The organism is Adlercreutzia sp. ZJ141, from assembly GCF_011038965.1.
GTDB lineage: Bacteria > Actinomycetota > Coriobacteriia > Coriobacteriales > Eggerthellaceae > ZJ141.
Genome location: NZ_JAAKEB010000005.1, coordinates 1 through 26,250 on the forward strand (window position 1 = coordinate 1; position 26,250 = coordinate 26,250).

General features: G+C 55.4%; 23 protein-coding genes and 1 rRNA gene. 9 read left to right on the top strand and 15 right to left on the bottom strand.

What is annotated here, in order from left to right:
• Both G7Y44_RS02970 and G7Y44_RS02975 read right to left on the bottom strand, forming a co-directional pair.
• Positions 1-201, bottom strand: a 16S ribosomal RNA gene (locus tag G7Y44_RS02970); the annotation flags it as partial.
• Between the two features lie 415 nt (positions 202-616).
• Entirely contained in the window at positions 617-1,711 is a 1,095-nt protein-coding gene (locus tag G7Y44_RS02975) for a DNA/RNA non-specific endonuclease (protein ID WP_241159159.1), read from the bottom strand.
• A 136-nt stretch (positions 1,712-1,847) separates the two neighbouring features.
• Here G7Y44_RS02975 and G7Y44_RS02980 point away from each other — a divergent pair, with 136 nt between their 5' ends.
• From G7Y44_RS02980 to G7Y44_RS03005, 6 genes are all read left to right on the top strand, one after another.
• Positions 1,848-2,285, top strand: a complete 438-nt coding sequence (locus G7Y44_RS02980; RefSeq protein WP_165046183.1) for an acyl-CoA thioesterase — start codon at positions 1,848-1,850, stop codon at positions 2,283-2,285.
• Between the two features lie 232 nt (positions 2,286-2,517).
• Entirely contained in the window at positions 2,518-3,540 is a 1,023-nt protein-coding gene (locus G7Y44_RS02985; protein ID WP_165046182.1) for a helix-turn-helix transcriptional regulator, read from the top strand.
• 236 nt (positions 3,541-3,776) lie between these two features.
• Positions 3,777-5,060, top strand: coding sequence for a carboxylate--amine ligase (locus G7Y44_RS02990; protein ID WP_241159160.1), 1,284 nt, complete (start codon positions 3,777-3,779; stop codon positions 5,058-5,060).
• A 164-nt stretch (positions 5,061-5,224) separates the two neighbouring features.
• Positions 5,225-7,075 carry an asparagine synthase (glutamine-hydrolyzing) gene (gene asnB, locus G7Y44_RS02995; RefSeq protein WP_165247437.1) on the top strand — a complete coding sequence of 617 codons (1,851 nt, stop codon included), beginning with the start codon at positions 5,225-5,227 and terminating at the stop codon, positions 7,073-7,075.
• Positions 7,076-7,087: 12 nt separating this feature from the next.
• Positions 7,088-8,689 carry a Mur ligase family protein gene (locus tag G7Y44_RS03000; RefSeq protein WP_206214388.1) on the top strand — a complete coding sequence of 534 codons (1,602 nt, stop codon included), beginning with the start codon at positions 7,088-7,090 and terminating at the stop codon, positions 8,687-8,689.
• A 71-nt stretch (positions 8,690-8,760) separates the two neighbouring features.
• Entirely contained in the window at positions 8,761-10,017 is a 1,257-nt protein-coding gene (locus G7Y44_RS03005; RefSeq protein WP_165247439.1) for a glycosyltransferase, read from the top strand.
• A 194-nt stretch (positions 10,018-10,211) separates the two neighbouring features.
• Here the strand turns inward: G7Y44_RS03005 and G7Y44_RS03010 are convergent, their stop codons facing one another.
• Both G7Y44_RS03010 and ilvA read right to left on the bottom strand, forming a co-directional pair.
• Entirely contained in the window at positions 10,212-11,672 is a 1,461-nt protein-coding gene (locus tag G7Y44_RS03010) for a S1C family serine protease (protein ID WP_165247441.1), read from the bottom strand.
• A gap of 186 nt (positions 11,673-11,858) precedes the next feature.
• A complete protein-coding gene (ilvA, locus tag G7Y44_RS03015) occupies positions 11,859-13,070 on the bottom strand; it encodes a threonine ammonia-lyase (protein WP_165247443.1) in 1,212 nt (403 codons plus the stop codon).
• A 321-nt stretch (positions 13,071-13,391) separates the two neighbouring features.
• On the opposite strand from ilvA, the gene G7Y44_RS03020 reads away from it, so the two are divergent.
• The gene (locus tag G7Y44_RS03020; protein WP_165046177.1) at positions 13,392-14,024 is read left to right on the top strand and encodes an adenylate kinase; all 633 of its coding nucleotides are present in this window, start codon (positions 13,392-13,394) and stop codon (positions 14,022-14,024) included.
• 195 nt (positions 14,025-14,219) lie between these two features.
• Here the strand turns inward: G7Y44_RS03020 and G7Y44_RS03025 are convergent, their stop codons facing one another.
• Positions 14,220-15,677 carry a sodium/proline symporter gene (locus G7Y44_RS03025; RefSeq protein WP_165046176.1) on the bottom strand — a complete coding sequence of 486 codons (1,458 nt, stop codon included), beginning with the start codon at positions 15,675-15,677 and terminating at the stop codon, positions 14,220-14,222.
• A gap of 121 nt (positions 15,678-15,798) precedes the next feature.
• Between G7Y44_RS03025 and G7Y44_RS03030 the strand changes: the two genes are divergently transcribed.
• Positions 15,799-16,707 carry a LysR family transcriptional regulator gene (locus tag G7Y44_RS03030; protein WP_165046175.1) on the top strand — a complete coding sequence of 303 codons (909 nt, stop codon included), beginning with the start codon at positions 15,799-15,801 and terminating at the stop codon, positions 16,705-16,707.
• A gap of 177 nt (positions 16,708-16,884) precedes the next feature.
• On the opposite strand, the gene G7Y44_RS03035 is transcribed toward G7Y44_RS03030, so the two are convergent.
• The 3 genes from G7Y44_RS03035 to G7Y44_RS03045 all read right to left on the bottom strand — a co-directional run bounded on the left by G7Y44_RS03035 (position 16,885) and on the right by G7Y44_RS03045 (position 19,995).
• On the bottom strand, positions 16,885-17,304 hold the full coding sequence (locus G7Y44_RS03035) for an amino acid-binding protein (protein ID WP_165046174.1): 420 nt from the start codon (positions 17,302-17,304) through the stop codon (positions 16,885-16,887).
• A gap of 5 nt (positions 17,305-17,309) precedes the next feature.
• Positions 17,310-18,611 carry a phenylacetate--CoA ligase family protein gene (locus tag G7Y44_RS03040; RefSeq protein WP_206214389.1) on the bottom strand — a complete coding sequence of 434 codons (1,302 nt, stop codon included), beginning with the start codon at positions 18,609-18,611 and terminating at the stop codon, positions 17,310-17,312.
• A 163-nt stretch (positions 18,612-18,774) separates the two neighbouring features.
• On the bottom strand, positions 18,775-19,995 hold the full coding sequence (locus tag G7Y44_RS03045; RefSeq protein WP_165247447.1) for an LL-diaminopimelate aminotransferase: 1,221 nt from the start codon (positions 19,993-19,995) through the stop codon (positions 18,775-18,777).
• Between the two features lie 581 nt (positions 19,996-20,576).
• On the opposite strand from G7Y44_RS03045, the gene G7Y44_RS03050 reads away from it, so the two are divergent.
• On the top strand, positions 20,577-20,759 hold the full coding sequence (locus G7Y44_RS03050) for a hypothetical protein (protein ID WP_165046172.1): 183 nt from the start codon (positions 20,577-20,579) through the stop codon (positions 20,757-20,759).
• 68 nt (positions 20,760-20,827) lie between these two features.
• Here G7Y44_RS03050 and G7Y44_RS03055 read toward each other — a convergent pair whose 3' ends face one another.
• The 7 genes from G7Y44_RS03055 to G7Y44_RS03080 all read right to left on the bottom strand — a co-directional run bounded on the left by G7Y44_RS03055 (position 20,828) and on the right by G7Y44_RS03080 (position 26,238).
• On the bottom strand, positions 20,828-21,877 hold the full coding sequence (locus G7Y44_RS03055) for a GH25 family lysozyme (protein ID WP_165247449.1): 1,050 nt from the start codon (positions 21,875-21,877) through the stop codon (positions 20,828-20,830).
• A gap of 5 nt (positions 21,878-21,882) precedes the next feature.
• Positions 21,883-22,158, bottom strand: a complete 276-nt coding sequence (locus G7Y44_RS03060; RefSeq protein ID WP_165247451.1) for a phage holin — start codon at positions 22,156-22,158, stop codon at positions 21,883-21,885.
• Positions 22,159-22,179: 21 nt separating this feature from the next.
• Positions 22,180-22,509 (bottom strand): hypothetical protein, encoded by a 330-nt coding sequence (locus G7Y44_RS03065; RefSeq protein WP_165247453.1) that lies wholly within the window; start codon positions 22,507-22,509, stop codon positions 22,180-22,182.
• Between the two features lie 58 nt (positions 22,510-22,567).
• The gene (locus G7Y44_RS10475; protein ID WP_256367723.1) at positions 22,568-22,681 is read right to left on the bottom strand and encodes a CD1375 family protein; all 114 of its coding nucleotides are present in this window, start codon (positions 22,679-22,681) and stop codon (positions 22,568-22,570) included.
• A 2-nt stretch (positions 22,682-22,683) separates the two neighbouring features.
• Complete coding sequence (locus tag G7Y44_RS03070) at positions 22,684-23,010, bottom strand: hypothetical protein (RefSeq protein WP_165247455.1); 327 nt, start codon at positions 23,008-23,010, stop codon at positions 22,684-22,686.
• A complete protein-coding gene (locus G7Y44_RS03075) occupies positions 22,982-24,199 on the bottom strand; it encodes a reverse transcriptase domain-containing protein (RefSeq protein WP_165247457.1) in 1,218 nt (405 codons plus the stop codon). The genes G7Y44_RS03070 and G7Y44_RS03075 overlap by 29 nt, the downstream gene beginning before the upstream one ends.
• Before the next feature lie 335 nt (positions 24,200-24,534).
• A complete protein-coding gene (locus G7Y44_RS03080; protein WP_165247459.1) occupies positions 24,535-26,238 on the bottom strand; it encodes a hypothetical protein in 1,704 nt (567 codons plus the stop codon).
• Between the last annotated feature and the right edge of the window lie 12 nt (positions 26,239-26,250).

The following is a 26,250-nucleotide window of genomic DNA, read 5'->3' on the forward strand; positions in this document are numbered from 1 at the left end:
CATAAAGCATGCGCTTTGCGTGGAGTATCCGGTATTAGCCTCGGTTTCCCGAGGTTGTCCCGAAGCAGAGGGTAGGTTGGCCACGTGTTACTCGCCCGTTCGCCACTCTATCAGCGCTAAAAAGCGCGTTTCCCGTTCGACTTGCATGTGTTAGGCACGCCGCCAGCGTTCATCCTGAGCCAGGATCAAACTCTCCGTTGAAAGAAAACGCATGAGTGTATGTGTATATATGCTCATGCGCCTGTTCATTTCTTTTCCCACGTACTGTTTGGTTGTATCCTTATATATCATCTGGCGTCCGCAAACGAAGAACTCATTTATCGTCTTCGAAATGTCTGCCTCACAGTATCCGGTTCTCAAGGTCCCTAACCTGCATAAGACCTGCTCTCTTTGGTCTTATCAGGGCTTGTGTTTGCTTTCGAGGTCTCCCCCGAAGCGCAAGGCGGTACTCTACCCCCTTAGCGAGGACAGGTCAAGGGGTTTGAGGGGAAAATTTTCGTATTGTCTTTCGCTTGAATTCAAAAAGAGGTTGTTAGCTGGTAAAACCTCTGTAACACAACTGATAAGTAATTATGAAGGAATTATGGTTGCTTCCGATCAATTCCCCATTAATGCCTTATGGCTTACACGTACCACAGGGTTCATACCCGAGAGCAACCACCTCTTCACGTGTACCACTGAATGCCTTTCTGTTTGATTCCTTAATGTCTACCACCGATGAACAGTTTGGTAGGTGGAACCGATTCGTGGAGGTATTCAGTACGTAAGAGCACTGCGAAATATCAGCAACGGCTTCTGGAGCACCTGTTTGAAGCGCGCCTTGCGTCGACCCGTGAGCGGCGGCATTCTCGTTGTTCTCATCTTCCCCGTTTGCGCTCACCGCAGCGAAGTTCGACGTATTGTCAGGCCAGCTATCGCCTGTTTTGTAATCGATGGCAACGCCTGGCTCCACGTTGTAGCACCAAACACAGAATTCTAGGCCCCAGCCGTCATCTTCCACCGAGCGCGCCTCCATGAGCACGCCTGAGGCAACTAAGTTGTCGCCTTCAAACACCGGCGTTACCCGATAGAGCACATGATTTCCCGTGGTGCGCACGTAGTCGGCAATGGATTCCTCATACGGGAGCATTCCCTGGGAATTCATACTTCTTGTTCCCGTTATGAGATTGAGTTCGTTGGCATTCTGCCCTGTTAGCTGATATGCAATAAGATGACTGCGGTTGTAGAGACTTTCGCCATCAACCCAATCGTATTGTTCCGAATGCCATCCGCTCGGGCGCACCTCCTGAATACTGCCCCGCTCTTCGGTCGGCATGGTTTCCTTGCCAACCACCGCCACCGCCGTGTTGCAGCGCCCCAATTCGTCCAAGGGGCTAAACGCCTCGAGCCCTTCAGGCGCATCTGTATCGTCAAAGTACGGCGCGCCTCCGTTGAGTTCAACCGAAAGCTCCCCTTCGTACTGGGGAACAGTGGCCATGTCGAAGCCCTCGACGGATAACAGCGGGCCAGCTTCTGCAGCGGAAACCTCCACGCTGTTAAAGGCCGCTTGCGAGCCACTATCATTTGAGCACGCCGTAAGTGGCAACGAGAACACAAGCGCGCATACGAGCGCGAGCGCTACCCGCATATGCAGGTTCCACGTTCTCGAAACCAGCAGCCAGAAACGCCGCTTATTCTGTAGTTCGCCGTGCGGCTCATGTTTGCAATCCATGACGGGAATTCTACAACGCCATGCACGACCACCCTGCGCAAAATAAGGAGATGAACGAAAACAACCTGAACAACCCGAACAGCCTGGCGAAATAAGGAACATAATAAGCAAGACGTAAAAGAGAATGGAGCACCTCATGCAGATTCGAACCCCTTTCAAAGTCCGTTACGCCGAAACTGACATGATGGGCGTTGTGTACCATGCCAACTACTTGTTGTACTTCGAAGACGCCCGCACCGATTTCTTAGAGCATGCCGGGTTCCCCTATACGAGTATCGAACAAGCTGGATACATGTGCCCTGTTTACCACGCCGACATACAATACGGTGCCCCGCTACGCTTCGGGGAGGAAGCGTTCGTGCTCACGCGCGTGGTGAAGAGTACTCCGACGAAGACCACCTACAAGCAAGAAGTGTTCCGTGCCGACATGAACCCCGCAACCGACAAGCCGCTTGTTACCGGTTACCTAACAGGATGCTTAGTTGAACGCAGCACCTTCAAGCCCGTCAGCATCAAACGAGCACTGCCCCAGCTGTACGCACTGTACGAAAAACTGGTCGAACCCGAACAATAATAAGATCGTGTGCTGGAAACACCACGCTGCCGATGTGGTGCGCACTGCCGGTCGCGAAACACGCTATTGACCAGGCACTTGCAACCGAAAGGCGCCATGAGTTTCCTCAAAATCGCGAGAAAAAGCAGCTCGAAGTTGGTAGATCGAAAACGCCCGTGATCCTAACGTAAGGAAACGTCAGGCACGTTTCAGTCGCATCACCAAGCGCGACACAAACAGAGAAAGGAAGCTCATGAGTTTTCGCGATAATCTTCAGCATATGCGAGCAACGAAAAACATGACACAGGAACAGCTGGCCATGCTGCTCGGTGTTAGCCGGCAATCGGTAACCAAATGGGAAGCCGAGCGCGCATACCCGGAAATGGACAAGCTCATCAAGATCTGTCAGATATTTGATTGTACGCTCGATGAACTGGTGCAGGGAGACTTAACGTCGCGAACACCTGACCCGACCTGCGCGGCAACTGAAAGCCTCGGCACATACACGCCGCAAGACATCTGCGGGTACGACGAGCACATGCGGTCGTTCGCCCGCTCCATTGCAACCGGCGTGGCGGCTATCATCGCAGGCGTGGCCATTGGCAGCGCATTCGAGGGAGCAGCACCGAGCACGTTCTCCGACCCCGACGCCATCACGCTTATCTTTGTCTTTCTCGGCGTTGTCATCGGTATGGCTCTTCTCGTGCCTGCTGGCATCAACCATACCCGGTTCGTCAAGGAGCATCCCTTCGTCGAAGATTTCTACACACCCGAAGATCACAGCCATACGAACCGCTTGACCTCGCGCTGTGTCGTTTTCGGAATTGCGTTCATCTTCTTGGGTGTTCTGGCTTCGCTGATGTCCGCATTCAGCGAAACGACACAAACGGTTATCTTTCTTGCATTCGTGGCAGCAGGCGTGTGGGCATTCATATACGGCGGCATCATGCATGGGCGACTCGACATAGCAAGCTACAACAAAGAAGCGGTGGAGGAATTATCTGACGCCGAGATAGCAAACCTGTACAGCGACGATGAACAGCGCAAACGAGCTTTCGCAGCGCGGCGTAAGAGTAAGCTAACTGGCACTGTTTGCGGCATCATCATGCTTGCGGCCACCATCATCATGCTTGTCTGGCTGTTTATTCCGACTGCAAACGCAGGCTTCTCCTGGAACTACGACTCTGGGATTGGCAGCCTCTTCTGGCTACCCTTACCTATCGGCGGCATCTGCTGCGGCATCGCGGCTATTGTCATCGGGAGCTTTAAAGAGTAGCAATGGGCGCTGCATCATTTTAGCCGCAGCGCCACTCGCTCGTCTGCACGATACACGAGCGCCTTCGCTTGGCCACTGTGCGACCACATGGTCGCACAGTGGCCACATGGTGGCGCCCCACTACACCCACTGCAGTTTGTGGTTATGGTCAGCTCCGCCCAGATGTGCAGGCGACGTGCCCCTTGGCTGGTATAATGGCGGTTCTCACGCATTCGTACGTTCAAGGAGCAATCAGCATGCCCGACACAGAAGCAGCGACGCGCACCGCGTCCGCGCAACGCCCCGCTACGCCGGCAACCGACTTCATTCCGGTACTTATCGGTGGCGACATGAACTGCTATTCGGTGGCCCGCGCCATTCACGAAGAATATGGCATCAAAAGCCAGGTGTTCGGCCGGTTCGCCGCAGGAGACACCAAATACAGCCGCATCGTGAACTGCACGTACGAACCGAACTTGCACGATGTTGACGTGCTGTTGAAGACCGTTAACGACTTCGCCGGGAAGCACGCCGACACCACCTGTCTGGTGTGGGGTTGCACCGACGGCTACGCAGCAATGCTCATGGAAATCCAGGATCGCCTGCGGGAGAATTGTGTCACGCTGTATATCGGTACCGAACTGCGCGACAAGTTGGCGTCGAAAGCCAGCTTCTACCAAATGTGCGAGCGCTACGGAATTCCCTACCCCAAAACATTCTACACCTCGGGTGAACTTGCGCCCGAAGAGCTGACCGAAGCGGCGATTGGCTTTCCCTACCCCATCATCGTGAAGCCTTCCATGAGCGACACATACTGGGAGCACCCCTTCGAGGGCATGAAGAAGGTGTACACCGCCGAATCACCCGAAGAAGCCTCGCGTATCTTGGGTCTCATCTACGGTGCGGGCTACCCCGACCAGGTGCTGTTGCAGGACATGATCCCTGGCGATGACAGCAACATGCGCGTGCTTACCGGGTATTCCGATCGTAACAGTAAGGTGAAAATGATGTGCTTTGGCCACGTGGGGCTCGAAGAGCACACAGCCACGGCACTTGGCAACCCGTGCGCCATCATCACCGAAGCGAACCCCGAGTTAGAAAACCCTATTAAGGAATGGCTCGAAGAAATTGGATTTACGGGCTTTTCGAACTTCGATATCAAATACGACATGCGCGACGGTTCCTACAAGGTATTCGAAATTAACCTGCGTCAGGGTAGATCGAACTACTACGTTACCGGATCGGGCAACAATATTGCCCGCTATGTGGTGGAAGACCGCGTGTATAAGCGCGACTTGGGCGAATGCCATCACAACAAAAACGTTCACTTCTGGCATTCCGTGCCGCGCGAAATCGTGTTCCACTACGTGAAAGACAAGGCGTTCGTGTCACGCGCGCGGCGGCTTTCCGAAACTGGCAACGAGTCAGTGACATTCGACTACGCCCCCGACCTGAAGGGCAACCTGCTGAGGTGGCTGTACGTGAAAATTCACATGCACCGCTACTTCGACAAGTTCGCCCACAGCGAGCGCTACAAGTAGAAACGAACGGGCGAGCTCCGAACGCAAACAAACAGGCAGAAAACAACAGGCGGACAGCGAGCGACACATCGCAGGATCGCAAACAGGTAAGCGACAGGCAGTCAAACACACGGCAGACGGGTGCAAACACAAACGCCTGTCTGCGAAAAGAAAGGACCGGTCATATGTGCGGATTCGTCGGCTTCACCGGCGAGGTGGAAAACCGGGAGGCAGTGCTTGAGACCATGATGCAGCGCATTGTGCATCGCGGCCCCGACATGGGCGGATCCCATTTCGACGAGGGCGTGGCCATGGGTTTTCGCCGCCTGTCTATTCTCGATTTGTCTGAAGCAGGTGCCCAGCCCATGGGCAACGACAACAGTTCTGTGGTGGTCACCTTCAACGGTGAGATTTACAACTTCCGCGAGCTAAGGACCGAACTTGAGGCAAAGGGCTACGTGTTCCACTGCGGTGCCGACACCGAATCGCTGCTGCATGGCTACGAGGAATGGGGCGAGCAGGTGGTTGACCACCTGCGTGGCATGTACGCGTTTGTAATCTACGACAAACGCGCGAACAAGCTTTTCGGTGCACGCGATATTTTCGGCATCAAGCCGTTCTACTACTACCAAACAGCCACGGGTGACCTCTTGTATGGCAGCGAGATCAAGGGCTTTCTCGACCACCCCGGTTTCGAGAAAGCTGTGAATAAGCGCGCACTGCGCCCGTATATGACACTACAGTTCCCCGCCACCGACGAGACGTTTTTCGCCGGTGTACACAAGCTGCCCGCCGCTCACTGCTTCACGTTTGACCTAAAAACGCACACCATGGACGTGCGCCGCTACTGGCAGTGCGATTTCTCCGACGACAACTCGAAGGATTTCGACGCCTACGTGGACGAATGCGACGCAATTGTGCGCGAGAGTGTGCAAGCTCACCGCATCGCCGACGTGAAGGTAGGGTCTTTTTTGTCGGGAGGCGTCGATTCCAGCTACATCACTGCGTGTCTCATGCCCGACAACACGTTTTCCGTAGGGTTTGACTACGAGAATTTCAACGAAACGAACTACGCTGCCGAGCTTTCCGAGAAACTGGGCGTGAAGAACTTCCGCAAAATGGTAACCGCCGAAGAATGCTTCGAGGCGCTGCCCACCATCCAGTACCACATGGACGAACCGCAATCGAACCTGTCGAGCATTCCGCTGTACTTCCTGGCACGCATGGCGTCAGAGCAGGTGACGGTCGTACTTTCTGGCGAAGGAGCCGATGAACTGTTCGCCGGCTACGAATGGTACGAGGACACACCCGAAATGGCGAAGTTTAAGCGCACCGTGCCGCTGGGGGTACGTCGCGCACTGGGCTCGCTCGTGCAGCACCTTCCCTACTTCAAGGGCCACAACTTCCTCACAAAATGCGCCGAAGTACCCGAGCGGTGGTACGTGGGTCAAGCGTTCGTATACTCCGCCGAGGAGGCTGACGAGGTGCTCACCGAACCGTACCGGCATGGCCCCGACGCCTTCCAAGTTGCCGCGCCCATCTATGAGCGCGTGCAAGACTTCTGCGAGCTATCGAAGAAGCAGTACCTTGACATGAACCTGTGGCTGCCCGGCGACATTCTGCTGAAAGCCGACAAGATGTGCATGGCGCACTCACTCGAGCTGCGCGTGCCGTTTCTGGACAAGCGCGTGATGGAGTTCGCCGAACATGTGCCGGCGCGCTATCGCGTGAACGAACAGGGCAACAAACAGGTGCTGCGTATGGCCGCAAACCGCGTGCTTCCTGATGAGTGGGCTACGCGCCCCAAGAAGGGTTTTCCCGTGCCTTTCCGCTACTGGCTGCGCGAGAAGCGCTACTACGACTACGTGAAGGAGTACTTCTGCGCACCATGGGCAGCGGAGTTCTTCGACTGTGACAAGCTGATGAAACTGCTTGACGACCACTACGAGGGACGAGCAGCGAACCAGCGTAAGATCTACACCGCGCTCACCTTCCTGGTATGGTACAAGCGCTTCTTCATCGACGAAGCAGCGTAAGGCGCACACCACATGAACGAGTATGAGTGCATGAGCAAACCTGTACAGGCGCCCAAAACGATAGGCTTTTTCGCCGAGCTTCTGCGCAATTGCGGCGTGCTGGCCGACGTCACAGATAACGAGGAAACCCCGCTTGACGAAGTGGCGGCATTTCTAGACGCGCCTGTTGAGTTCGCCACGTGCGACTCGCGCGACGTGCGCGCAAACACGCTGTTCGTATGTAAGGGAGCCGCATTCAAACGCGAGTATTTGGAAGCCGCCGTACAAGCTGGTGCTTGCGCCTACGTGTCAGAAACCCGCTACGACGGCATTCGTGCAGTGGCGCTGCGCGTGACCGACGTGCGTGCGGCCATGGGCACCATCGCCGACGCTGCATGGGACCACCCGTCGGCAGATATGGCTGTATGTGCGTTCACCGGCACGAAGGGCAAAACTACCAGTGCGTTTTACCTGCATGGTATCTTAAGCGAAGCGTCGAAGGTGGCGGGTACACCCCGTCCGGCGCTGCTTACTGGTATCTGTTTCGATGACGGCGTGGAGCAAGGATCCTCGAAGCTCACTACACCCGAGCCCTTCGACTTGCAACGCCATCTGGCAAACGCCCGGGCGGCAGGCGCGCCCGTATTCGTGATGGAAGCGTCGAGCCAAGCGCTAAAGTACGGACGTATGCGCGGCGTTGCCGTGGCTGTAGGAGCGTTCACCAACATAGGAATCGACCACATATCACCCATCGAACACCCCACGTTTGAGGATTACTTCGCTTCGAAGCTCGCGCTTTTCGACTTGGCCCACACGGCCGTGGTGAACCTCGATATCGAAGAACCCTATCGCACGTCCATCCTTAATGCGGCACGGGCCGCATGCGAGCGCGTGATTACCTATTCGTGCGACGCACGTGCGCATGCCGAGGCCGACGTGGCTCTCACCCACGCGACACGATGCGACGGCGGCGTACAAGTGAAGGTGTGCACGCCTCAAGGCAACGTGTGTGCCCACATTCCCACACCGGCGATGTTCAACGTAGCAAACGCCGTTTCCGCCATAGCATGCGCGAGCGCACTGGATATTCCAGCCAACGTGATGTCGCGCGGGTTGTCGGACGTGACGGTGCCCGGGCGCATGGAAACGTGCGCCACCGCCGACGGACGCGTGGTTACTATCGTCGATTACGCACACAACGGCATGAGCTTAACAGCCCTGCTTGAAAATGTGCGCGAGAGCTACCCCGACCGCGAATTGCGCGTGCTGTTCGGCGCAACAGGAAACAAGGGCGTCGAGCGTCGGGCTGATATGGGGGACGCCGCCGGTGCACTGGCTGACCGCGTAATTGTCACCGAAGATGACCCGGGAACCGAAGACCCCGCCGACATCGCGAGCGAGATCGTCGAACACCTTGAAGCGCAGGGACTGCATCAACATGAGATGATTCTCGACCGCGAACAGGCCATTCGTCATGCTATCTTCAGCGCCGAGCGCCCCTGCGTGGTGGCCGTAGCCGGCAAGGGCCACGAGTGCACCATGAAGCGCGCCGGACACGATGACCCCTGGCCCACCGACAGCGCCGTAGTACGTGCCGCCATCGCCGACTACGACGCCATGCATGCGGTACAATAAGGGCATTGTATGCGGCGCATGATGCGTCCGCCCGCCGTCGTTTTGCGCTTGCGCGCGTATTGGAGGTTCCCATGAAGATTCTCCTGGTTAATCATTTTCCGCTTGAAGGGTCGGGAAGCGGCACGTACACCATGAACACCGCACAGCACCTCGCTAAACGCGGGCATGACGTTTGTATTGTGTTTCCAGAAAACCGCGTACCGACTCCCCTTGATGGGGTTTCGCTGCGCCCGGTTTATTTCGACGCCGGCGACGAGCAGCACGCACTTGCCGACAATCCCATATACGATGGCAGTACGCATGACGGCAGCACACCAACGCGCCCACTGCCATTCAACTTCCCGTGCTTCACCACGCATCCGCGCAGCCTGATAACATTCGATGACCTGGACGACAACCAGATCGAGCGCTACCTGAAAGCGTTCAGTGCAGCCATCGACACAGCGGTGCGCGAGTTTAAGCCCGACATCATCCACGCCCAGCACGTGTGGCTGCTTGCTAACGTGGCCGCAAAGACCGGCGTGCCCACCATTGTCACAGCGCATGGAACCGACATGATGGGGTACCGCAAGTGGCCGCGCTTCCACACGCTCGCCAACGAAACAGTGCAGCTGTGCCACAGCATCATTGCCATCTCGAAAGACAACTACGACGACACCGTAACGACCATTCCCGCCGCAGCCGATAAGATGGTATTGCTGTTAAACGGTTACAACGAAGACATTTTCTACCGCGAAGACATTGACCGCACATCACTGCTTGCGCAACACGGCGTGCCCTACCAGGGGCAACGCATCGTGCTGTTCGCGGGGAAGCTTACCAACTTCAAGGGCGTCGACGTGCTACTACATGCCGCCGCGCGCTACGAACGTGAGCACCCCGACATCGTCACCTTGCTTGCTGGCAGTGGCGAAGAGCGTGTTATGCTCGAGCGCCTGCGCGTCGATTTAGGGCTTTCACGCACGTACTTCTTGGGTCATCAGCTGCAAGACAGCCTGCGCAGGCTCTACAACGCAGCTGACTTGTTCGCCATGCCGTCGCGACGCGAGCCGTTCGGTTTGGTGGCACTCGAAGCTATGGCGTGCGGATTGCCCGTTGTCGCAACGAACCAGGGGGGTTTACCCGAGTTCGTTACGCAGGAATGCGGCACGCTTATTGATGTTGATGACGAGATTGCCCTTGCGCGTGCTATTGTTGAAGAGCTCGACCGTACGGCCGCAACGCCCAACCGCAAAGAGCGCATTGCGGAAAACGTGTTCGAGCGCTATGCCCAGTCGAAATTCGTTGTACGTCTTGAAGCACTGTATCAGCAGGTTGTCTCAGTATAAGCGCGACTTTACAATGCGGGTGTATGCGGTGTTTACAACAACCCGTACATACCCGAAGCACTAGTAAAGGCGGTGGGGGTTTCATCTAAGCTCCCACCGCCTTTCAATTCGGCGAATTATAGTCCGCCTTTGATCGTGTCTGCGCGATACGCTACAAACAAGCAGCGCAGACACTTCGTTTCATTCAACCAATCTTATGCGGCATCCTGCAACTGGTTGGAGTCGAGGTTACGCAGCAGGTCGAAGATCGACTCACCGCTCTGCTGGCGCTGTTGCTGCTGTTGTTGCTGCTGTTGCGTTTCCTCGTCGGAACCCAGCGTCACTTGAACCTCCTGTGTTTCGCCACCGCGATTGATCTCAAGCGTTACCGTATCACCGGGGTTCTTCGAGCGAACATCGAGCATCAAATCACTCGCCGACTCCACTGCCTTACCGTCGAACTTGGTTACGATGTCGCCCTCTTGCAAACCCGCCTCAGCGGCACCAGAACCAGCGGCAACCGCAGCAATATAAGCGCCCGATTCAACTGACAAACCGTAACGCTGAGCGTTCTGGGCGGTGACATTCGACAACGACACGCCAAGCTGTGCATGAGTGGGTGTTTTTCCATCGATGATCTGCTGTGCGATGTTTACCGCATAGTTTACCGGAATGGCAAAACCAACGCCGGAATAGTTGCCGGAATACGACGTGATCAGCGTGTTGATACCAATAAGCTTGCCGTCGGCGTCAACCAGCGCACCACCAGAGTTGCCCGGATTAATGGCGGCGTCGGTCTGAATCAGGTTCGCGTAGATGGTAGTGGTGCCAGAACCCTGACCCATGCCGTAGGGATCTTGCGCACTGCTGTCCATGATCTGCGAGCGGCTGGTGGCTGACACGATGCCGGTTGCCACCGATTGCTCCAAGCCGAACGGGCTACCAATGCTCATCACCCATTCACCGATGGTCAGGTTATCGGAATCGCCCAACTCGATCGCCCGCAAGCCGCTCGCGTTCGCCGCTTTCACCACAGCTAGGTCGGAGCTGGGATCACTACCAACCACCTCGGCGTCGTACTGAGCACCCTCAACGGTAACCTTCAGCGCTTCGGCACCTTGGACCACATGGTAGTTCGTAAGGATATAACCATCCTCGGACAAAACCACACCGCTACCCAACGAGGACTGCGCGAGCTCGCCAGTGGATGCCCCAAACCCGTACATGTCAGACTGAGTTGTGTACACATCGATAGCAGCAACGGAAGGCAGCGCTTTCTGGGCGACCGCTTCAGCGAGTGTTGCATCTTCATCCGCCGCAGTGACATCACTCGATCCAGACGAGCCAAGCTGCACCGGCGAGCCCGACCCCTCGTCGGATGGACCGAACATCTGCCAAGCGGCAAATCCACCGAGACCGAGTACGCATGCCAATGCCGCACCAGCAAATCCCAGGAGGAAGGTCTTTCCAGCATTCGACTCGCGCTTGACTGTAGTGGTTCCATTCACCGGGCTGTATGGGGCACCGTATGCATACGGCTGCTGGCCGACCGGAGCCGTATACCCCTGATGTGATTGATAGGGCCGTGTCGGGTTCGTGCCGTGCGTCGGTGCCTGATGGCTCGCACTCTGCTGCGAAGACGGTTGTTGCGGCTGATAAGGCTGCTGTTCTCTCATATCCTCACGCTCCTTACATACGAGACGCTTACTCGCTGAATCGGCGGCGGCACAACGCCAGCACACCGGTGATCGATGCATCGTTTGCAGCGTACCAAACCGAAAAACGCGCTGTACACCGGCATTCCTAAGCGTCATCTTCCCGTCAAAGAACGACAACAGTTAGGACACATAAGAAAGCACCCATTAAAGCGACGCTTCCACCTCGCGTACGTTAAGGCCTGCCTCTTTCAAAGCTGCAACGATGCTTTCCTTGTGGCGCACGTCAAACGCCTCGATGGTCACGCGCAGTTCCACCGCCGCATTGCGGTTTACCGTGGCGAACTGATTATGGTTGAGGCGAATCACGTTGCCCGAATGCTCGGCCACAATCCGTGACACTTGCACCAGACCACCCGGACGATCGGGCAGCATGATAGACACCGTGAAGATACGCCCACGCGCAATAAGCCCCAGCTGCACCACATTCGACATTGTGATTACGTCCATATTACCGCCAGAGAGAATTGCCACCACATTCTTCCCTTCGGCCGGCAGGTGCGATAGCGCCGCCACCGTAAGCAAACCGGAATTCTCCACTACCATCTTATGATTCTCAACCATATCAAGGAAGGCAGGGATGAGTTCCTCGTCGGGTATCACAATGATATCGTCAAGGTATTTCTGAATGTAGGGGAACACCTTGTGCCCCGGTTCAAGTACCGCCGTGCCGTCGGCAATCGTACTCGCATGCGATAAGCACACTACCTCACCAGCATCAAGCGACGCTTTCATACACGCCGCGCCCGCCGGTTCCACGCCGATAACGCACACCTCTGGGTTCACGAGCTTGGCTGCCGTAGCCACACCCGATGCGAGACCACCACCCCCAATGGGCACCAAAATGACATCGACTTCGGGCAGCTCGTCGAAAATCTCCATCGCCACCGAGCCTTGACCCGTGGCAACGTCTAAATCGTCGAAGGGATGCACCATCGTAAGACCCTCGTCAGACGCCAACTGTTGAGCGTAGGCAAATGCTTCGTCGAACACCGAACCGTGCAGCACTACTTCCGCACCCAGCGCCTCGGTACGCGAAATCTTGATGGGCGGGGTTGTTTCCGGCATGACTACCACCGCACGCACACCGTACTGTTCCGCCGCGCGTGCCACACCCTGCGCGTGATTACCTGCCGATGCCGTAATAAGCCCGCGCTCGCGTTCGTCGTCGGTGAGCGTGGAAATCTTATAGTAGGCTCCGCGAACCTTATATGCCCCTGTACGCTGCATGTTCTCGGGTTTCAGATACACGTGGTTGCCCGTACTGCGCCCGAAAGCGGGGCTTTCTATCAGCGGCGTTGGAAGCGTAACCTCTTTCACCTTACGAGCAGCACGTTGAAAATCGTTCAAGTTATCCATGGAGTCTTCTAATCTCTTTCGCTTTTTGAGGGAATCTCTGACTGGTATCATCTTACCCCGAACCCGCAGGATAGACGCCTGCAGTTACGGACTCTCAGGAAACACTGGTTAAATCTGCCGATCTTGCGAACAAACGAGCTTTCGGGCAGCCTCCGTCTTAAGCTCCGTCACAACACACAACCTCGGCCCTGCCTGTGTCTTTACACCGCCTTTACCCCAATTCAAGGATGTCAATCGGTGCGGATGTTGGTATGATGATCATGGTCAGAAGCTGCCGTTCACGAAGGCAGGTGGCTTCATTTTCCCGAAAGAAGGTACATCATGAAGATCGTTTTGCTGGGAGCACCGGGTGCCGGCAAAGGCACGCAGGCCAAAAGGCTCGTCGAGGACTTCGGCATGACGCACATCTCCACCGGAGACATGTTGCGTGAAGCTGTGGCCGCCGGCACGGAGCTGGGCCAGAAGGCGAAAACCTACATGGACGCCGGTAACCTGGTGCCCGATGACGTGATCATCGGGTTGGTATCTGAGCGCCTGCAGAACCTGGAGAACAAGTGGGCCGGCTTCATTCTCGATGGCTTCCCCCGCACGCCTGCCCAGGCGGTTGCTCTTGACAAAGAGCTTGCCAAGTTGGCCATGCCGCTTGATGCCGCTCTGCTCATCGACGTGAACTACGACCTTATCGTTGAGCGGCTCACCTCGCGCCGCATGTGCAAAGATTGCGGCTATATTGGTTCGGTAGCCGACGCAGCTTGCCCGAAGTGTGGCGGCGAGATGTACCAGCGCGACGACGACAACGAAGCAACCGTGCGCAACCGTCTTGGCGTGTACGAAACCACCATGGCACCGCTTATCGACCACTATCGCCGCAGCATGCTGCTGACCACCGTCGATGGTGCACAAGACGCCGACGAGGTGTACGCCGACGTGAAAAAGGCGCTGTACCTGGGCTAAGCGCGCGCAGGTAATATGCGTTTCACGGATGGCGCAGACTCGATGCGCTTGTCTCACCTGTAAACCGCGTCTCAATAATTTAGAAACGTCCGGAACCATGCGGCTCCGGACGTTTCTCTGTTTTGCGAGAATGTTTGCCACATCCTTGCGATGCGGCTTTAGCATTCGAGAAACTGCGCGTTTAAAACTGCTCGTTTAGTCTTCGTATGCCGAAGCGCGGTCGAACAGATCTTCCACTTCCTGCGACGGCTCCTTCGTGGCAAGCGTCACCGCCACAGCAACAGCAAGGCCAGCAAGGAAGCCAGGCAACAGCTCATAGAGCCCCGTCGACGACAAGAACGTCAGCCACGCAATGTCGACCACAGCACCCGTCACGATGCCCGCAACTGCACCCGCAAAGTTGAAGCGCTTCCAGAACAAACTCAGCAAAATGGCCGGACCGAATGCTGCGCCAAAAATACCCCAGGCGTTCGACACCAAGCTCATGATGGAACCAGAGTTCGGGTTCGACGCAATGAGCACCGCAACGAACGCGATAGCCAGCACCACGAAGCGGCTCAACCACAGCATCTCTTTCTCACTGGCCTTATTCTTGCGGATGACCGGCTTGTATACGTCGGCAGAAAACGCCGAAGCCGCCGCCAACAGCTGACTGTCGGCCGTACTCATGGACGCGCTCAGCACCGCCGCCAGCAAAATGCCCGAAATAACCGCCGGGAACAGCGAGCGCACCATGACGATAAATACGAGCGAATCGGCCTCAATGGCGCTGTCATACCCCAAAAACATGCGTCCGACAATGCCGATGAGCGCAGCAAAAATGACGATGAGCACGGTCCAGGTAATGCCAATCTTTGCCGATTTGCGCATTTCCTTCTGAGAGCGCAGCGACATGAAACGCACGATAATGTGTGGCATGCCGAAATAACCCAAGCCCCACGCCAAGCCTGACAGCACGTCCTGCCAGCTGGTCAGTGGCTGCCAGTAGCCCGGATCGACCGGAGCTGTGGTAACGCTATTCAGCGCGAACAGCGCAAAGATGGGAGCGATCATCATAGCTGCCAGCACGAGCATTCCTTGGAAGAAGTCGGTCCAGCACACGGCTTTGAAACCGCCCAAAAACACATAGCCCACAATGACAAGAGCCGCCACATACATGGCAACCTCAGCATCGATGCCCACCACGGTGTGGAACAGTGTGCCACACGCCAGCACGCTCGACGACGCGTAGATGGTGTAGGCAACCAAGAAGATGACAGCGCAGATGATCTGCAACGCCTTCGATTTCGCCAAGAAGCGGTTCGACAGATACTGTGGGATGGTAATAGAGTCATTCGCCACAATAGAGAACTTACGCAGGCGCGGTGCCATGGTCAGCCAGCTGATAGTGTAACCGATAGCCAAGCCAACGGGAATCCACACCTGCCCCAAACCAGCAGCGTAAATGGCCGTAGGCAAACCCATCAGCACCCACGCGCTCATGTCGGAGGCCCCAGCGGAAAGCGCCGTCACCCACGGACCCATCTGGCGACCGCCCAGGAAGTAGTCTTTGTCGCCGCCCGACCTGGTTTTGATGAAGAAGTAGATGCCGACCCCCAGCATACATGCCAGGTAAATGAGGAAAATAATAAGCTCGATCGTGTTCCGTTCCATACAAATGCCTTTCAAAAGACGTGAAAACCCTTCGCGAAAAATGCGTGCGACTTATTGAACCACGACTGATACAATTCTAAAAGCGAATATTTAACATTTCTGATATGAAGGATACGCATAGATGGAAGCGAGCCTACAAAAATACATCGCATTCGTGGCCGCCGTTGAGGCGGGGTCGTTCTCGGGAGCGGCGGCGAAACTCACCTATTCGCAAAGTGCCGTGAGTCGCATGATTGCCGATTTGGAATCGGAATGGGGCATTCCCCTGTTCAAGCGGCAAAAAGGAGGCGTGCGCTTGACTGACGACGGCGCAAAGGTGTTGCCCTACGTAAAAAGCATCTGCAAGGAGTACGAGAACTTGCAGATGCAGGTTGATGAGATTAACGGGCTACAGTCGGGGCTTATCCGCATTGGCACGTTCTCGAGCGGCGCGTCGCTGTGGCTGCCCGATATTATCAAGGAATTCCAGCGCGACTACCCCAACATCGACTACGAGGTGATGATCGGCGACTACACCGACATCGAGCGCTGGATCTTGGACGGCACCGTCGACTGCGGCTTTTTGTCGCTTCCCGTGAGCGCCAAACTTCGCACGGTGTTTCTCGAGCGCGATCAGCTGCTCGTAGTCATGCCGCCCGACCATCCCTTGGCACATGCCGAAACATTTCCCGCACAAGCTCTGGCCGATGAGCCGCTCATGCTGCTAGAGAAGGGAAATGGCGCCGAAGTGCGCAAGAAGGTGCTTGAAAAGCACGGGATCAAACCGCGTATCAACTTCACCACCTGGGACGACTACGCCATTATGGCCATGATCGAAAAGGGGCTTGGCATCAGCGTGCTCACTGAGATGATCATGAAGCGCTGCCCGTATAATGTGGTGTCGAAAAGCTTCGATGAGCCCGTTTATCGCGACGTAGTACTGGCATTTCGAAGCGAGGGAACCGCATCGCTCGCATTGCAGCGATTCATGGACTACCTGCCGTTCCGAGAGAAGAACACCACCGCAGAACAACCAGCACAGCACAACTAAAGCAACCGCGCCCGCACGCTCAGCCCTCCCGTTGTATCAACGCTGCAAGCGTACAAGAAAACGAAGTTCTAGCGTGTCCCCTATAGCACGCGAGCGCTGCCGGTAGCAAACCGGCAGCGCTCGCAATCGTAACAACTTCAGCGCATGAGTCGCATTAGCTCGTAGCGTTCGACATCCTTACGCCAGATCGGCGGCCTTCACCACTTTAAACCCGGCAGCGGCCAGCTTCACGGCAGCCTGCTCGGCGTCGGCAACCTTAAACACGTCAACAGCCTGCTCGCCCTTAAAGGCAAAACAATAGCCGTACTCGATGTTCACGCCCATGTCGTCAAGCTTCTCCAACAGCTCGGAAAGCGAGCCGGGGCGATTCTCAAGCGCGATCGCAACCACGTTAGTGCTGATGGCGCGATAGTCGGCAGCATGCAGTGCCGCAAGCGCCGCCTCGGGATCGTCCGCGATCAGACGCACCAAGCCGTACTCGGCAGTTTCTGCAATGGTGAGGGCCTTCATGTCGATGCCCGCCTCGCTGAGCACGCGGCACATAGCAGACAGGCGGCCTTCTTTGTTCTCCAGAAAAACGGTGATCTGCTGAATCATGGCGATTACCCCTCCCTCTTGTCGATGACGCGCTTTGCTTTGCCCTCGGAGCGGGCGATGGTCTTCGGCTCAACGAGCCGCACCCTGATGCCGACGGACAGCGCCGCCTTCATCTTCTCCTGGATATCCTTCTGCAGACGGTCGATGGATGCGATGTTGTCGAAGTTGAAGTCGGGATTAAGCTCGGCCTTCAGGGTAACAACGTCGAGATGGTTCTCGGTGGTCAGCTCGATAACGTACCACGACGACACATCGGGGAAGGTCTTCATGACATCTTCGATCTGGCTCGGGAACACGTTCACGCCACGAACGATGAGCATGTCGTCGGTACGGCCACGCAAGCGGTCGATACGACGATGAGTGCGCCCGCACGCGCATTCGCCCGGCAGGATGCGGGTGATGTCGCGTGTACGGTAGCGAACAACCGGCGACGCCTCGCGGTCGACCGTGGTCAGCACCAACTCGCCCCATTCGCCGTCGGGCAAGTTCTCACCGGTGGTCGGGTCGATGATCTCAGCGATGAAGTGATCCTCGGCCAAGTGCAGACCGTCCTGCTCCATACACTCGATGGCAACACCCGGACCCATCGTTTCGGTCAGGCCGTACACGTCGAGCACCTTGTAGTTCAGCTTCTCTTCCAGATCGCGGCGGAAGTTGTCAGAGAACGGCTCAGCACCGTGGATGCCAGCGCGCAGCGAGAACTCGGTCTTTGGATCGATACCCATCTCGATAGCAGTGTCGGCGATATGCATGGCATACGACGGCGTGCAGCAAATGATGGACGAACCCATGGTCTTGAGCACGCGGATCTGACGCTCAGTATTGCCAGCCGACATGGGGATAGTGGTGCAGCCAGCAGACAAGCCGCCGTAGTGTGCGCCAAGACCACCTGTGAACAGGCCGTAGCCGTAGCATACGTGACACACGTCGTTCTCGTCGCCATCGGCGTACTCGATGCCGCGGGCGAAGCAGTCGCCCCAAATCTCCAGGTCGTGCTCGGTGTAAGCGCCAACCGTGGCAACACCCATCGTGCCCGAAGACATATGGATTTCGCGCACATCAGAAAGCGGCACCGCCAGCATGCCATAAGGATACGCATCACGAAGGTCTTGCTTGGTGACGAAGGGGGCCTTCTTCAAGTCATCCAGCGTTTCGACAGCATACGGATCAAACCCTGCAGCGTCAAAGCTCTCCTTGTAGAAGGGAATGTTCTCGTAGACATTCACGACGGTTTTCTTGAGCCCCTCGAGCTGAACCCTCTCCAGCTCGTCATGAGGCATGTGCAAAATCTCGGTTTGCTTGCTCATCATCTTGCCTTTCATTACCTTCCTCCTTGACAGGACCGCTTTCCTGCCAGGAGCACTCACGCGGCATATTCTAAAACTGCACAAAACTATCCGAGGGCACAGGTTGAAAAAAATATGGCCCATGCGAAAAAACGTTCAGGAACCGAACGCGAACAACCTGACCTTACGCCATCATGCGCCCGATGCGGGCCATGGCCTCCTTCGTGGCTTCAGCATCGCCGAATGCGGTCAAACGCACGTAGCCCTCACCCGACGGACCAAAGCCAGCGCCCGGAGTGGTGACCACGTTGCAGTCGACAAGCAACCGATCGAAGAATTCCCATGATCCAACACCATCAGGGGTCTTACACCACACATACGGGCTGTTCACCGCACCGAACACGGTAAAGCCAGCAGCTTCGAGCCCCTGCTTAATAACTCGGGCATTTTCACGGTAGTAGTCAAGCGTTTCCTCAACCTGACGCGCGCCTTCCTCGGTATACACTGCCGCCGCACCGCGCTGGATTACATACGACGCGCCGTTGAACTTCGTGCACTGACGGCGATTCCACATGGCGTTCAAGCTTTGCCCGTTGCGCACGAGCTGCTTGGGAACCACGGTGTAGCCGCAGCGCGCGCCCGTAAAGCCAGCGGTTTTGGAAAACGAACGGAACTCGATGGCGCAGGTTTTCGCACCCTCGACCTCGAAGATGGAGTGTGGCACACCCTCTTCCACGATAAAGCGCTCATACGCCGCATCAAACATGATGACTGAGCCGTTTTCGTTCGCGTAGTCGACCCACGCCTTCAGCTGCTCGTAATTGAGCACTGTGCCCGTGGGATTGTTGGGGCTACACAGGTAGATGATGTCCACCGGCACCTCGGGCAATGCCGGCGAGAAGCTGTTTTCGGCAGTGGTGGGCATATAGTAGATGTTCGTCCAACCCTGCACGGCCTCGTCATAGTCGCCGGCGCGGCCCGCCATGGCGTTCGTGTCAACGTACACGGGATACACCGGATCACACACGGCTATCTTGTTGTTTATGTCGAAGATGTCGCCGATGTTGCCACAGTCCGATTTCGCGCCATCGGACACGAATATCTCGTCAACGGCAATGTCAACGCCGCGCGCTGCGAAGTCGTGTTTGGCGATAGCTTCACGTAAGAAGTCGTAACCCTGCTCGGGACCGTACCCATGAAACGTCTCGGCGCGGGCAAGGTCGTCCACTGCGGCATGCATGGCCGCAACCACGGCCGGCACGAGCGGGCGTGTGACGTCACCGATGCCCATCTTAATGAGCTGCGCGTCGGGATGCGCTTCGGCGTAGGCGGCGGTGCGACGCGCGATCTCCGAGAACAGATAGCTTCCCGGGAGCTTCTGATAGTTTTCGTTGACGTTAGCCATGCGATTCTCCTTCATCATGCGAGTTCGGTCGCTTGCGCAAACAGTTCACGCGCAAGCGCCCTGCGAGCGATCCCGCATATACTACCCCACTCGCACCCCACAAAGCATGACCGCGACGTTAAATGTCTGAGGGAACACTGGTTAAAAGTGGATGAACTCTAACTGCATCATATGTTTTTTACAAGCCCGTGAACTGGCTCTACATATGCGAGAGTTACGAGAAACACGCTAATAGCGTCGACTTAGGATATAGTTAGGATATGAAAAGCTTACAACCTTCGGCACGTAAAACGCACAAAGAGCGGGGCATTCCGAAGGACGCCACCACAGATTATTAAGCTACTTTTTTCAAAATTCCTCTTGCATTATTATGTGGTATACCATATAATATCAAGTGTCGGAAAACGAAAGGAGGTGAAGCGATGAAAAGGGTTAGCGTGGAGCTGGCTCTGGGTGACTGGGTTATTCGTTTTAGCGTTTGGCGTCGCAAGAATAACCGGAAAGCCACCCGATAGCCAAAAGGTGCCGCTTGCAAAAGCGGGCGGCACCGCTTCACCGCCCATCATACCATCGCTCTAGATATGAAAACAGATGCACAGAGAAAGGCAGAGAACACCTACAGGAAAAAGAGCGTCAAGCAGCTTGTACTACGGTTCTATCCGAATGCCGAAGATGAAGCCATGTACGATTGGCTGAAATCGCAAGAAAACGTCACCGAGTATCTGAAAACACTTGTTGCCGACGATATGCAAAAGATCAGATAGACAACTTTCGTAATCGCTCTCTAACGCACGAATTTGGGGCACCGATTCCATGGTGCCCCAAATTGTCGCTAGACTATAAGCCTTTGCCCCGTATAGATTCTGTTCGGGTCAGCAATGCCGTTCTTTGCTGCAATGTCTACGTAAGTTGTACCGTACTTTGCAGCGATACGAGAAAGCGTATCACCAGGCTTGACGGTGTATGTACGCCCTGCTGACACATTACTGTTAATCACGGACATAACCTCATCATAACGATGCGCGAGTACTGCCTTTCGCTCTGACCCGTTGCGGTACTTACCCGCCCATGTTTCCCTTGCCAACTCTTCTGCCGATGCGCTGCATATATGGTTGACCATGGATTGCACGGCGTTATAGCGCCCGCCAAGCTTTGCACGACGGCTATCGCCATCACCATAGTCGCCACGGAACACACCGGCAACAAGGTCGAGTAAGTCCATGCTCTCAACGCCGGTAGCGGGCTTTGATGTCGTGGGCACAGGCTGCACTTGCTCACCGTTTACAGCGGCATATCTCTGCCATTGTTCGGCGTCCATATAGGCTTTATTCAGGTCTAAGTTACCGACCCACCCGTCAAGACGTCCGGTGCTTGCGTATTGCCGGATAGCGCAGCTATACGCGCCTTCATTCCATGGGCTATTTTGAAGCCCTGTTGGATTCATGTTTGCGTACTGCGCTACCCAATTGCCACAGTTATGTTTCCTAGAAACATCCCATGGGAAAACGCTTGCACTGGAATATACAAGTGGTGTTACGCCGGTAATCTGCTTTACCTTGGCGATAATGGCGTCAAGATACGCGGTATTGCCCCAAGCGTTGTTTTGGTAATCTTCCCAGTCAAGCGCAATGATGGCTCTACCAATGTAACCTTTGATACTACGTGCGAAGTGCTGTGCTTCGGCATCCACGCCCGCACCGTCAATGTAGTGATATACACCTACTAAGAGTCCACGTCTCATGGCTTGTTGCATTTGACGGTCGCATTCAGGCGACACATAGCCTGTGCCCTGCGTGGCCTTGCATATCACGAAGTCAATGTTCAAAACATCAAGATTAATCCCAGCTTGCCAATTGCTGATATCGATTCCTTGCAAAGTCATAGGTCCTAAGCACTTTCATAGTCGGTTTTTTTGGGCTCGGTGTAGGTCATCGCCTGCGTACTGTCACCCACACCATCAGTAGTTGGGTCAATAACAACACCAAGAATAGTTAGAACGGAGAAGACTGTGCCTACAATGGCAATAATCTGATCTTGCAGCACTGCAAAGGTAAACGTCACGCCAAAAACCGCGCCTACCTGTTGCACAAGCAGCAGTACCGCAGGAATGATCGCAACCCAAAACGCCTTATTCTTAAGTCGCACGCTCCAATTGATATTCATTACGTCACCTCTCTTACACGGTTATTCGGGGAAACACCCACGAACCTCTAAATCCTCATTTGCGTGTCGCACCACCGCATGAATATAGTGGTTGCCACCTAGCTTGAAATAGCTGTCAGCGCGCCGGTTAAGCGTGTCAAGCTCCATGGGTGTAATGTATCCTCGTCCCTCGCACTCTTCGTACTCACGTACGATCGACGCCTTGAGCTGGCACCGTTGGCTTTCCATGAGTGCATCGTGCTGCTCCTGGAATTCCTTGAGAAACGTTGTTACTTTTCGTGCGAGAAATCCAGCTACGCCAAGTGTCGCTGCGCTGATGACGGCGGGAAGCGCCTGAATGAGCACGTTCATATACCACCACCTTTCGGGTATAAAAAAGCACCGTATCGGTGCTTCGTTAAAACCTCTGTCATGCTTGCTGTTTGGGTGCGATAAGAGCTGCGGTTGCATCCCTCCAACGCTGCGGAACGTCATCAAGCGTCATCTTACCGCGGCGAATGCGGCCCGCGTAGTATTTCGCCATACTTACTCACCTCCCACCATCATAAGCGCAAGTTCTTCGATTGCACCGGCTTGCTCTTCAACCTGTAGCTCAAGGTCGCGAACACGGTCATCAACTGTCGGAATAGGAGCGGCCACTTGTTCGGCGCTATCGAACAACTCATCAAACATTGCGACAACGTCATCGCGCGACAATGTGGTGCGAAGGTAAACCTCTTCGCACTCCCAACAAACAGAACCTTCGTCATCTTCGCTTTCGGAAACACCCTTGCGAAGCCATACGTCAGCGCGCCCATCAGGCAGCGGCATATACGCCACAGCATCAGGCAGCATGTAATAGATTGCCTTCATGTTTTGTCCTCTCATATCTGCTTACTTTGCGTGCAGCACGCTTTGAAACCTGGTGGTACTTGTAGCGCCTGCATATAAGCCCCGAATCAGAATGCACAACCCACCCTTTGTAGGAACAGATGCGCTTTGCCTGTGATAGCGCAAGCGTGCATTGCCCGCGGCAACGCATGGCCATGCGGCGCACACGAACAAACACACGCGGGCGAATGGAAACCTTGCCCGATGCATGAATGCGGTAACCCATCATGTCGATCGGCGTTTTGTCATGACGGCATATCTGCCAGTTCGGCTTGATGGTAAGGCCACGCTGCGCAAACCAACGCACTACTTCGCGTGATGCGATAAGCAGATCGCGTCGTGATGGTGATGTAAGCAAAATATCATCCATATACATTAAGCAGTGCGAAACAAGTCGCTTACGCTTTCCACGCCTTGTTTTGTGTAAGGTTGTTATGTGGCGGTATGCAAAACTCATCACGTACTGCGCTGCATATTGGCTCACAAGCGAACCGATCATGAAGCCTTCGTAGCCGTCAACCCGGTGACTATCGAGCAGTGCCCACCACAGCCAAATGATGTCGTCGTTTGCGACATCACGTACAAACAGCTCCAAAAAGATATCAAGCCGCATCGACTGATAGCACTTAGTGGTATCTAGAATCACCCAATAGGCGCATGCACGGTGATATCGCGCACCATGGGCGCACGCCCATCTGTATGCTCTCAAGTCATGTTGTACCCATTTGCGTATCATCTGCATACCGTAGACTTGACCACGGCCCGGAATTGACGATGCTTGCTGCGGTACTATCCGGCGCGCCCACACAGCATCACATGACGCAACAGCTATCGCATCTAATACCTGCTGCATTGCCGATTGGCAGCCTATGAGTCTCACCTTGCCGCTTGACTTATCAACACGCTCGCGCATGCTGACTTTTGGTTCGTTGAGCTTTCGTGAACTTATAATGCTCACCGCATGCTTTGCTATCCGTTCAATAGCTGGTTTAAGTAGTGTCTTGTCACAGCTATTGAGAGCTTTTATGTAGTCATCATTGCTCACACCTCCCACACTAGTTGCGAGACGAGCGAACCTGCGCTTGCGACGGTGCTTCCATACGCACGCTTCCACCCATGGGTAGAGTGTTCGCCAATCTCGCATATCTATATCTTTACAGCTGCGTTTCATACAGCGAGTTTCCTTTCCCTGACAGACGTGCGCTTTCGCCGTTACCTACTAACGCACGGGTGTTACCTGCCAATTTCGCCTACCGGCATGGGACGCAAAAGCGCCTGCACCAGTCTTTAAGGTGCCGCCGCATGGTGTATAGATGTGATTCAGGGATTGCCGGGAAACGATGTTCCAGTTCGCGTTACCGAGCCCGTTGTTGCCGTTACCGCAAGACAAGCCAGCTTGCGCCGCACCGTTGTTCAAGTTGCCGAAGAGCACGAAAGAGGCCATCGCCGTTCACCATACGACCCATTATGCAGTTAACTCACTTAGTTCTAAGGGGCAAAGCCCCTCTACGCTGCTAGCGCATCGTATTCACCCCGGTTTCCATTGGGGGAAAGCCGGGAAACGATGTACCAGTGCGCGTTACCGAGCCCGTAGAGGCCGGAACCGCAAGACAAGCCAGCTGGCGCCGCACCGAGGAACAAGGAGCCGAAGAGCAGTACCTCACGAAGCCCCGTTGTTGCAGCAGCGTCCGAATAGAATGCGTCTCGCGTGTAGGTGCTCGATGAGCCGCCCGTAACGGTCGGCATTGTCACGCCGCAAGAAAAGCCCTGCTTCTTTATATAGGCCCATCCTGCGGTAGCAGCCTTCGGAAGACGCAGCCCTGCATCGACGTAATCAGCAGTGACAGACGATGCCTGTTTGGTTGCGTCAGAACATGTATACGCCGAATAGGCTTGCGTATCTTCAGAGAAAATAGCATCTCCTATAACCTCATATGCTCCCACCATGTACTCGACGCCCTGAAGCTTGGCCGGATACTTGCCCGAGGTGCAGGATTTCGGTGAGCCGTCGTTTCCTCGCACGCCGTCCGTTGTTCCCGTAGCCCAATGAAAGCTAGAGATGTAAGTGGTACCCGCTGTAGCAGCTCCATTCGCGGCTGTGTCAAACGCTTCCGGTACATCAACGTATACCGCTGTGTAATCAACGCCGCCAACAGTCACGGGCTCCACGGCAGTAACAATAGCGCCACCCGTGCCTGTAATCGAGTACAAGTAGCTTCTATCAACGTTCGTTGTGTAGTTGCCTATAAGTACACCCATACCAGGCTCAAATACGGCACCCTGCGCAGCGGTGAGCAGCACGCGCTTAACGCCTGTTTCTGCAAGCGCTGCGGGGTACTGATAGTTGTTCTGGCAGCATCCTTGCAAAATACCATCAAGCGTGAGTGATGCATACTTAATGTTTGCCATCAGAATAAGCCACGAAGCATCACAAGCGCACTCGCCGCTATATCGTGCACCGTTAACATTTGCGGCCGAGCGCACCGCATTGTGCGACATCCAGGCCGACGGAACAACGCCCGCACAGCTTGTTAGCGCACCGCTTGTTAGCTTGTGGGCGGCATACTTGGGATGCAGTACAAACTCCGATAGTGTGCCGTCGGGCTGCACTGCTTCAACAAGCGGATGCACGTCATAGTCAACCGACTGCTGCGCGGCAATACCGCGCGCATAAACATTGTTGTCAGCGTACTCAAAATACCATGGAGCCATCTGCATCACGCCGACGTATACCGACGTATCACGACGTCGAAAGTTGCTGGTAATGCCATCAATTGCCGTAATCAAGCGCTTGCCAGTTGCATCAAGCGTCCAGTTAACATCGGTAGGAACAAACAGCGGTTCGCCCGCGTAGTCATCTGTATTCGCTACGGTATCGGTCGATGGCACACACGTCATGCCCACGTTGTCTCCGAAGCGCTCGCCCGTGGAAACAGCGGAAACAGTAGGCTGATAAAACTCCACGCCGCCGCACCACGTGGTAATCGTGCGAGTGGCCGCATACCATTCGTTGCACAGTTCGGTCAGCTCACGTGGTGTAGCTCGAGCGGCACCACGGTACAAAAACCAGTCGCGCATACACTTGCGATACGTTGTAACCGTGCCGTCAAGCTGCGCGAGCACCTGCTGTGTGTGATTTCTTTCCAGCGCATCAGCAATTCGTACCAACGTGCTCTCACGTGGGAAGTTAGTTACTTCGGTTGTTGCCATGTTTCGTTTCCT

Bases quoted from the DNA above. Each gene is read 5' to 3' on its own strand.
- G7Y44_RS02975 (WP_241159159.1), bottom strand. From the start codon at position 1,711: ATGGATTGCAAACATGAGCCGCACGGCGAACTACAGAATAAGCGGCGT.
- G7Y44_RS02980 (WP_165046183.1), top strand. From the start codon at position 1,848: ATGCAGATTCGAACCCCTTTCAAAGTCCGTTACGCCGAAACTGACATG.
- G7Y44_RS02985 (WP_165046182.1), top strand. From the start codon at position 2,518: ATGAGTTTTCGCGATAATCTTCAGCATATGCGAGCAACGAAAAACATG.
- G7Y44_RS02990 (WP_241159160.1), top strand. From the start codon at position 3,777: ATGCCCGACACAGAAGCAGCGACGCGCACCGCGTCCGCGCAACGCCCC.
- asnB (WP_165247437.1), top strand. From the start codon at position 5,225: ATGTGCGGATTCGTCGGCTTCACCGGCGAGGTGGAAAACCGGGAGGCA.
- G7Y44_RS03000 (WP_206214388.1), top strand. From the start codon at position 7,088: ATGAACGAGTATGAGTGCATGAGCAAACCTGTACAGGCGCCCAAAACG.
- G7Y44_RS03005 (WP_165247439.1), top strand. From the start codon at position 8,761: ATGAAGATTCTCCTGGTTAATCATTTTCCGCTTGAAGGGTCGGGAAGC.
- G7Y44_RS03010 (WP_165247441.1), bottom strand. From the start codon at position 11,672: ATGAGAGAACAGCAGCCTTATCAGCCGCAACAACCGTCTTCGCAGCAG.
- ilvA (WP_165247443.1), bottom strand. From the start codon at position 13,070: ATGGATAACTTGAACGATTTTCAACGTGCTGCTCGTAAGGTGAAAGAG.
- G7Y44_RS03020 (WP_165046177.1), top strand. From the start codon at position 13,392: ATGAAGATCGTTTTGCTGGGAGCACCGGGTGCCGGCAAAGGCACGCAG.
- G7Y44_RS03025 (WP_165046176.1), bottom strand. From the start codon at position 15,677: ATGGAACGGAACACGATCGAGCTTATTATTTTCCTCATTTACCTGGCA.
- G7Y44_RS03030 (WP_165046175.1), top strand. From the start codon at position 15,799: ATGGAAGCGAGCCTACAAAAATACATCGCATTCGTGGCCGCCGTTGAG.
- G7Y44_RS03035 (WP_165046174.1), bottom strand. From the start codon at position 17,304: ATGATTCAGCAGATCACCGTTTTTCTGGAGAACAAAGAAGGCCGCCTG.
- G7Y44_RS03040 (WP_206214389.1), bottom strand. From the start codon at position 18,611: ATGAGCAAGCAAACCGAGATTTTGCACATGCCTCATGACGAGCTGGAG.
- G7Y44_RS03045 (WP_165247447.1), bottom strand. From the start codon at position 19,995: ATGGCTAACGTCAACGAAAACTATCAGAAGCTCCCGGGAAGCTATCTG.
- G7Y44_RS03050 (WP_165046172.1), top strand. From the start codon at position 20,577: ATGAAAACAGATGCACAGAGAAAGGCAGAGAACACCTACAGGAAAAAG.
- G7Y44_RS03055 (WP_165247449.1), bottom strand. From the start codon at position 21,877: ATGACTTTGCAAGGAATCGATATCAGCAATTGGCAAGCTGGGATTAAT.
- G7Y44_RS03060 (WP_165247451.1), bottom strand. From the start codon at position 22,158: ATGAATATCAATTGGAGCGTGCGACTTAAGAATAAGGCGTTTTGGGTT.
- G7Y44_RS03065 (WP_165247453.1), bottom strand. From the start codon at position 22,509: ATGAACGTGCTCATTCAGGCGCTTCCCGCCGTCATCAGCGCAGCGACA.
- G7Y44_RS10475 (WP_256367723.1), bottom strand. From the start codon at position 22,681: ATGGCGAAATACTACGCGGGCCGCATTCGCCGCGGTAAGATGACGCTT.
- G7Y44_RS03070 (WP_165247455.1), bottom strand. From the start codon at position 23,010: ATGAAGGCAATCTATTACATGCTGCCTGATGCTGTGGCGTATATGCCG.
- G7Y44_RS03075 (WP_165247457.1), bottom strand. From the start codon at position 24,199: ATGAAACGCAGCTGTAAAGATATAGATATGCGAGATTGGCGAACACTC.
- G7Y44_RS03080 (WP_165247459.1), bottom strand. From the start codon at position 26,238: ATGGCAACAACCGAAGTAACTAACTTCCCACGTGAGAGCACGTTGGTA.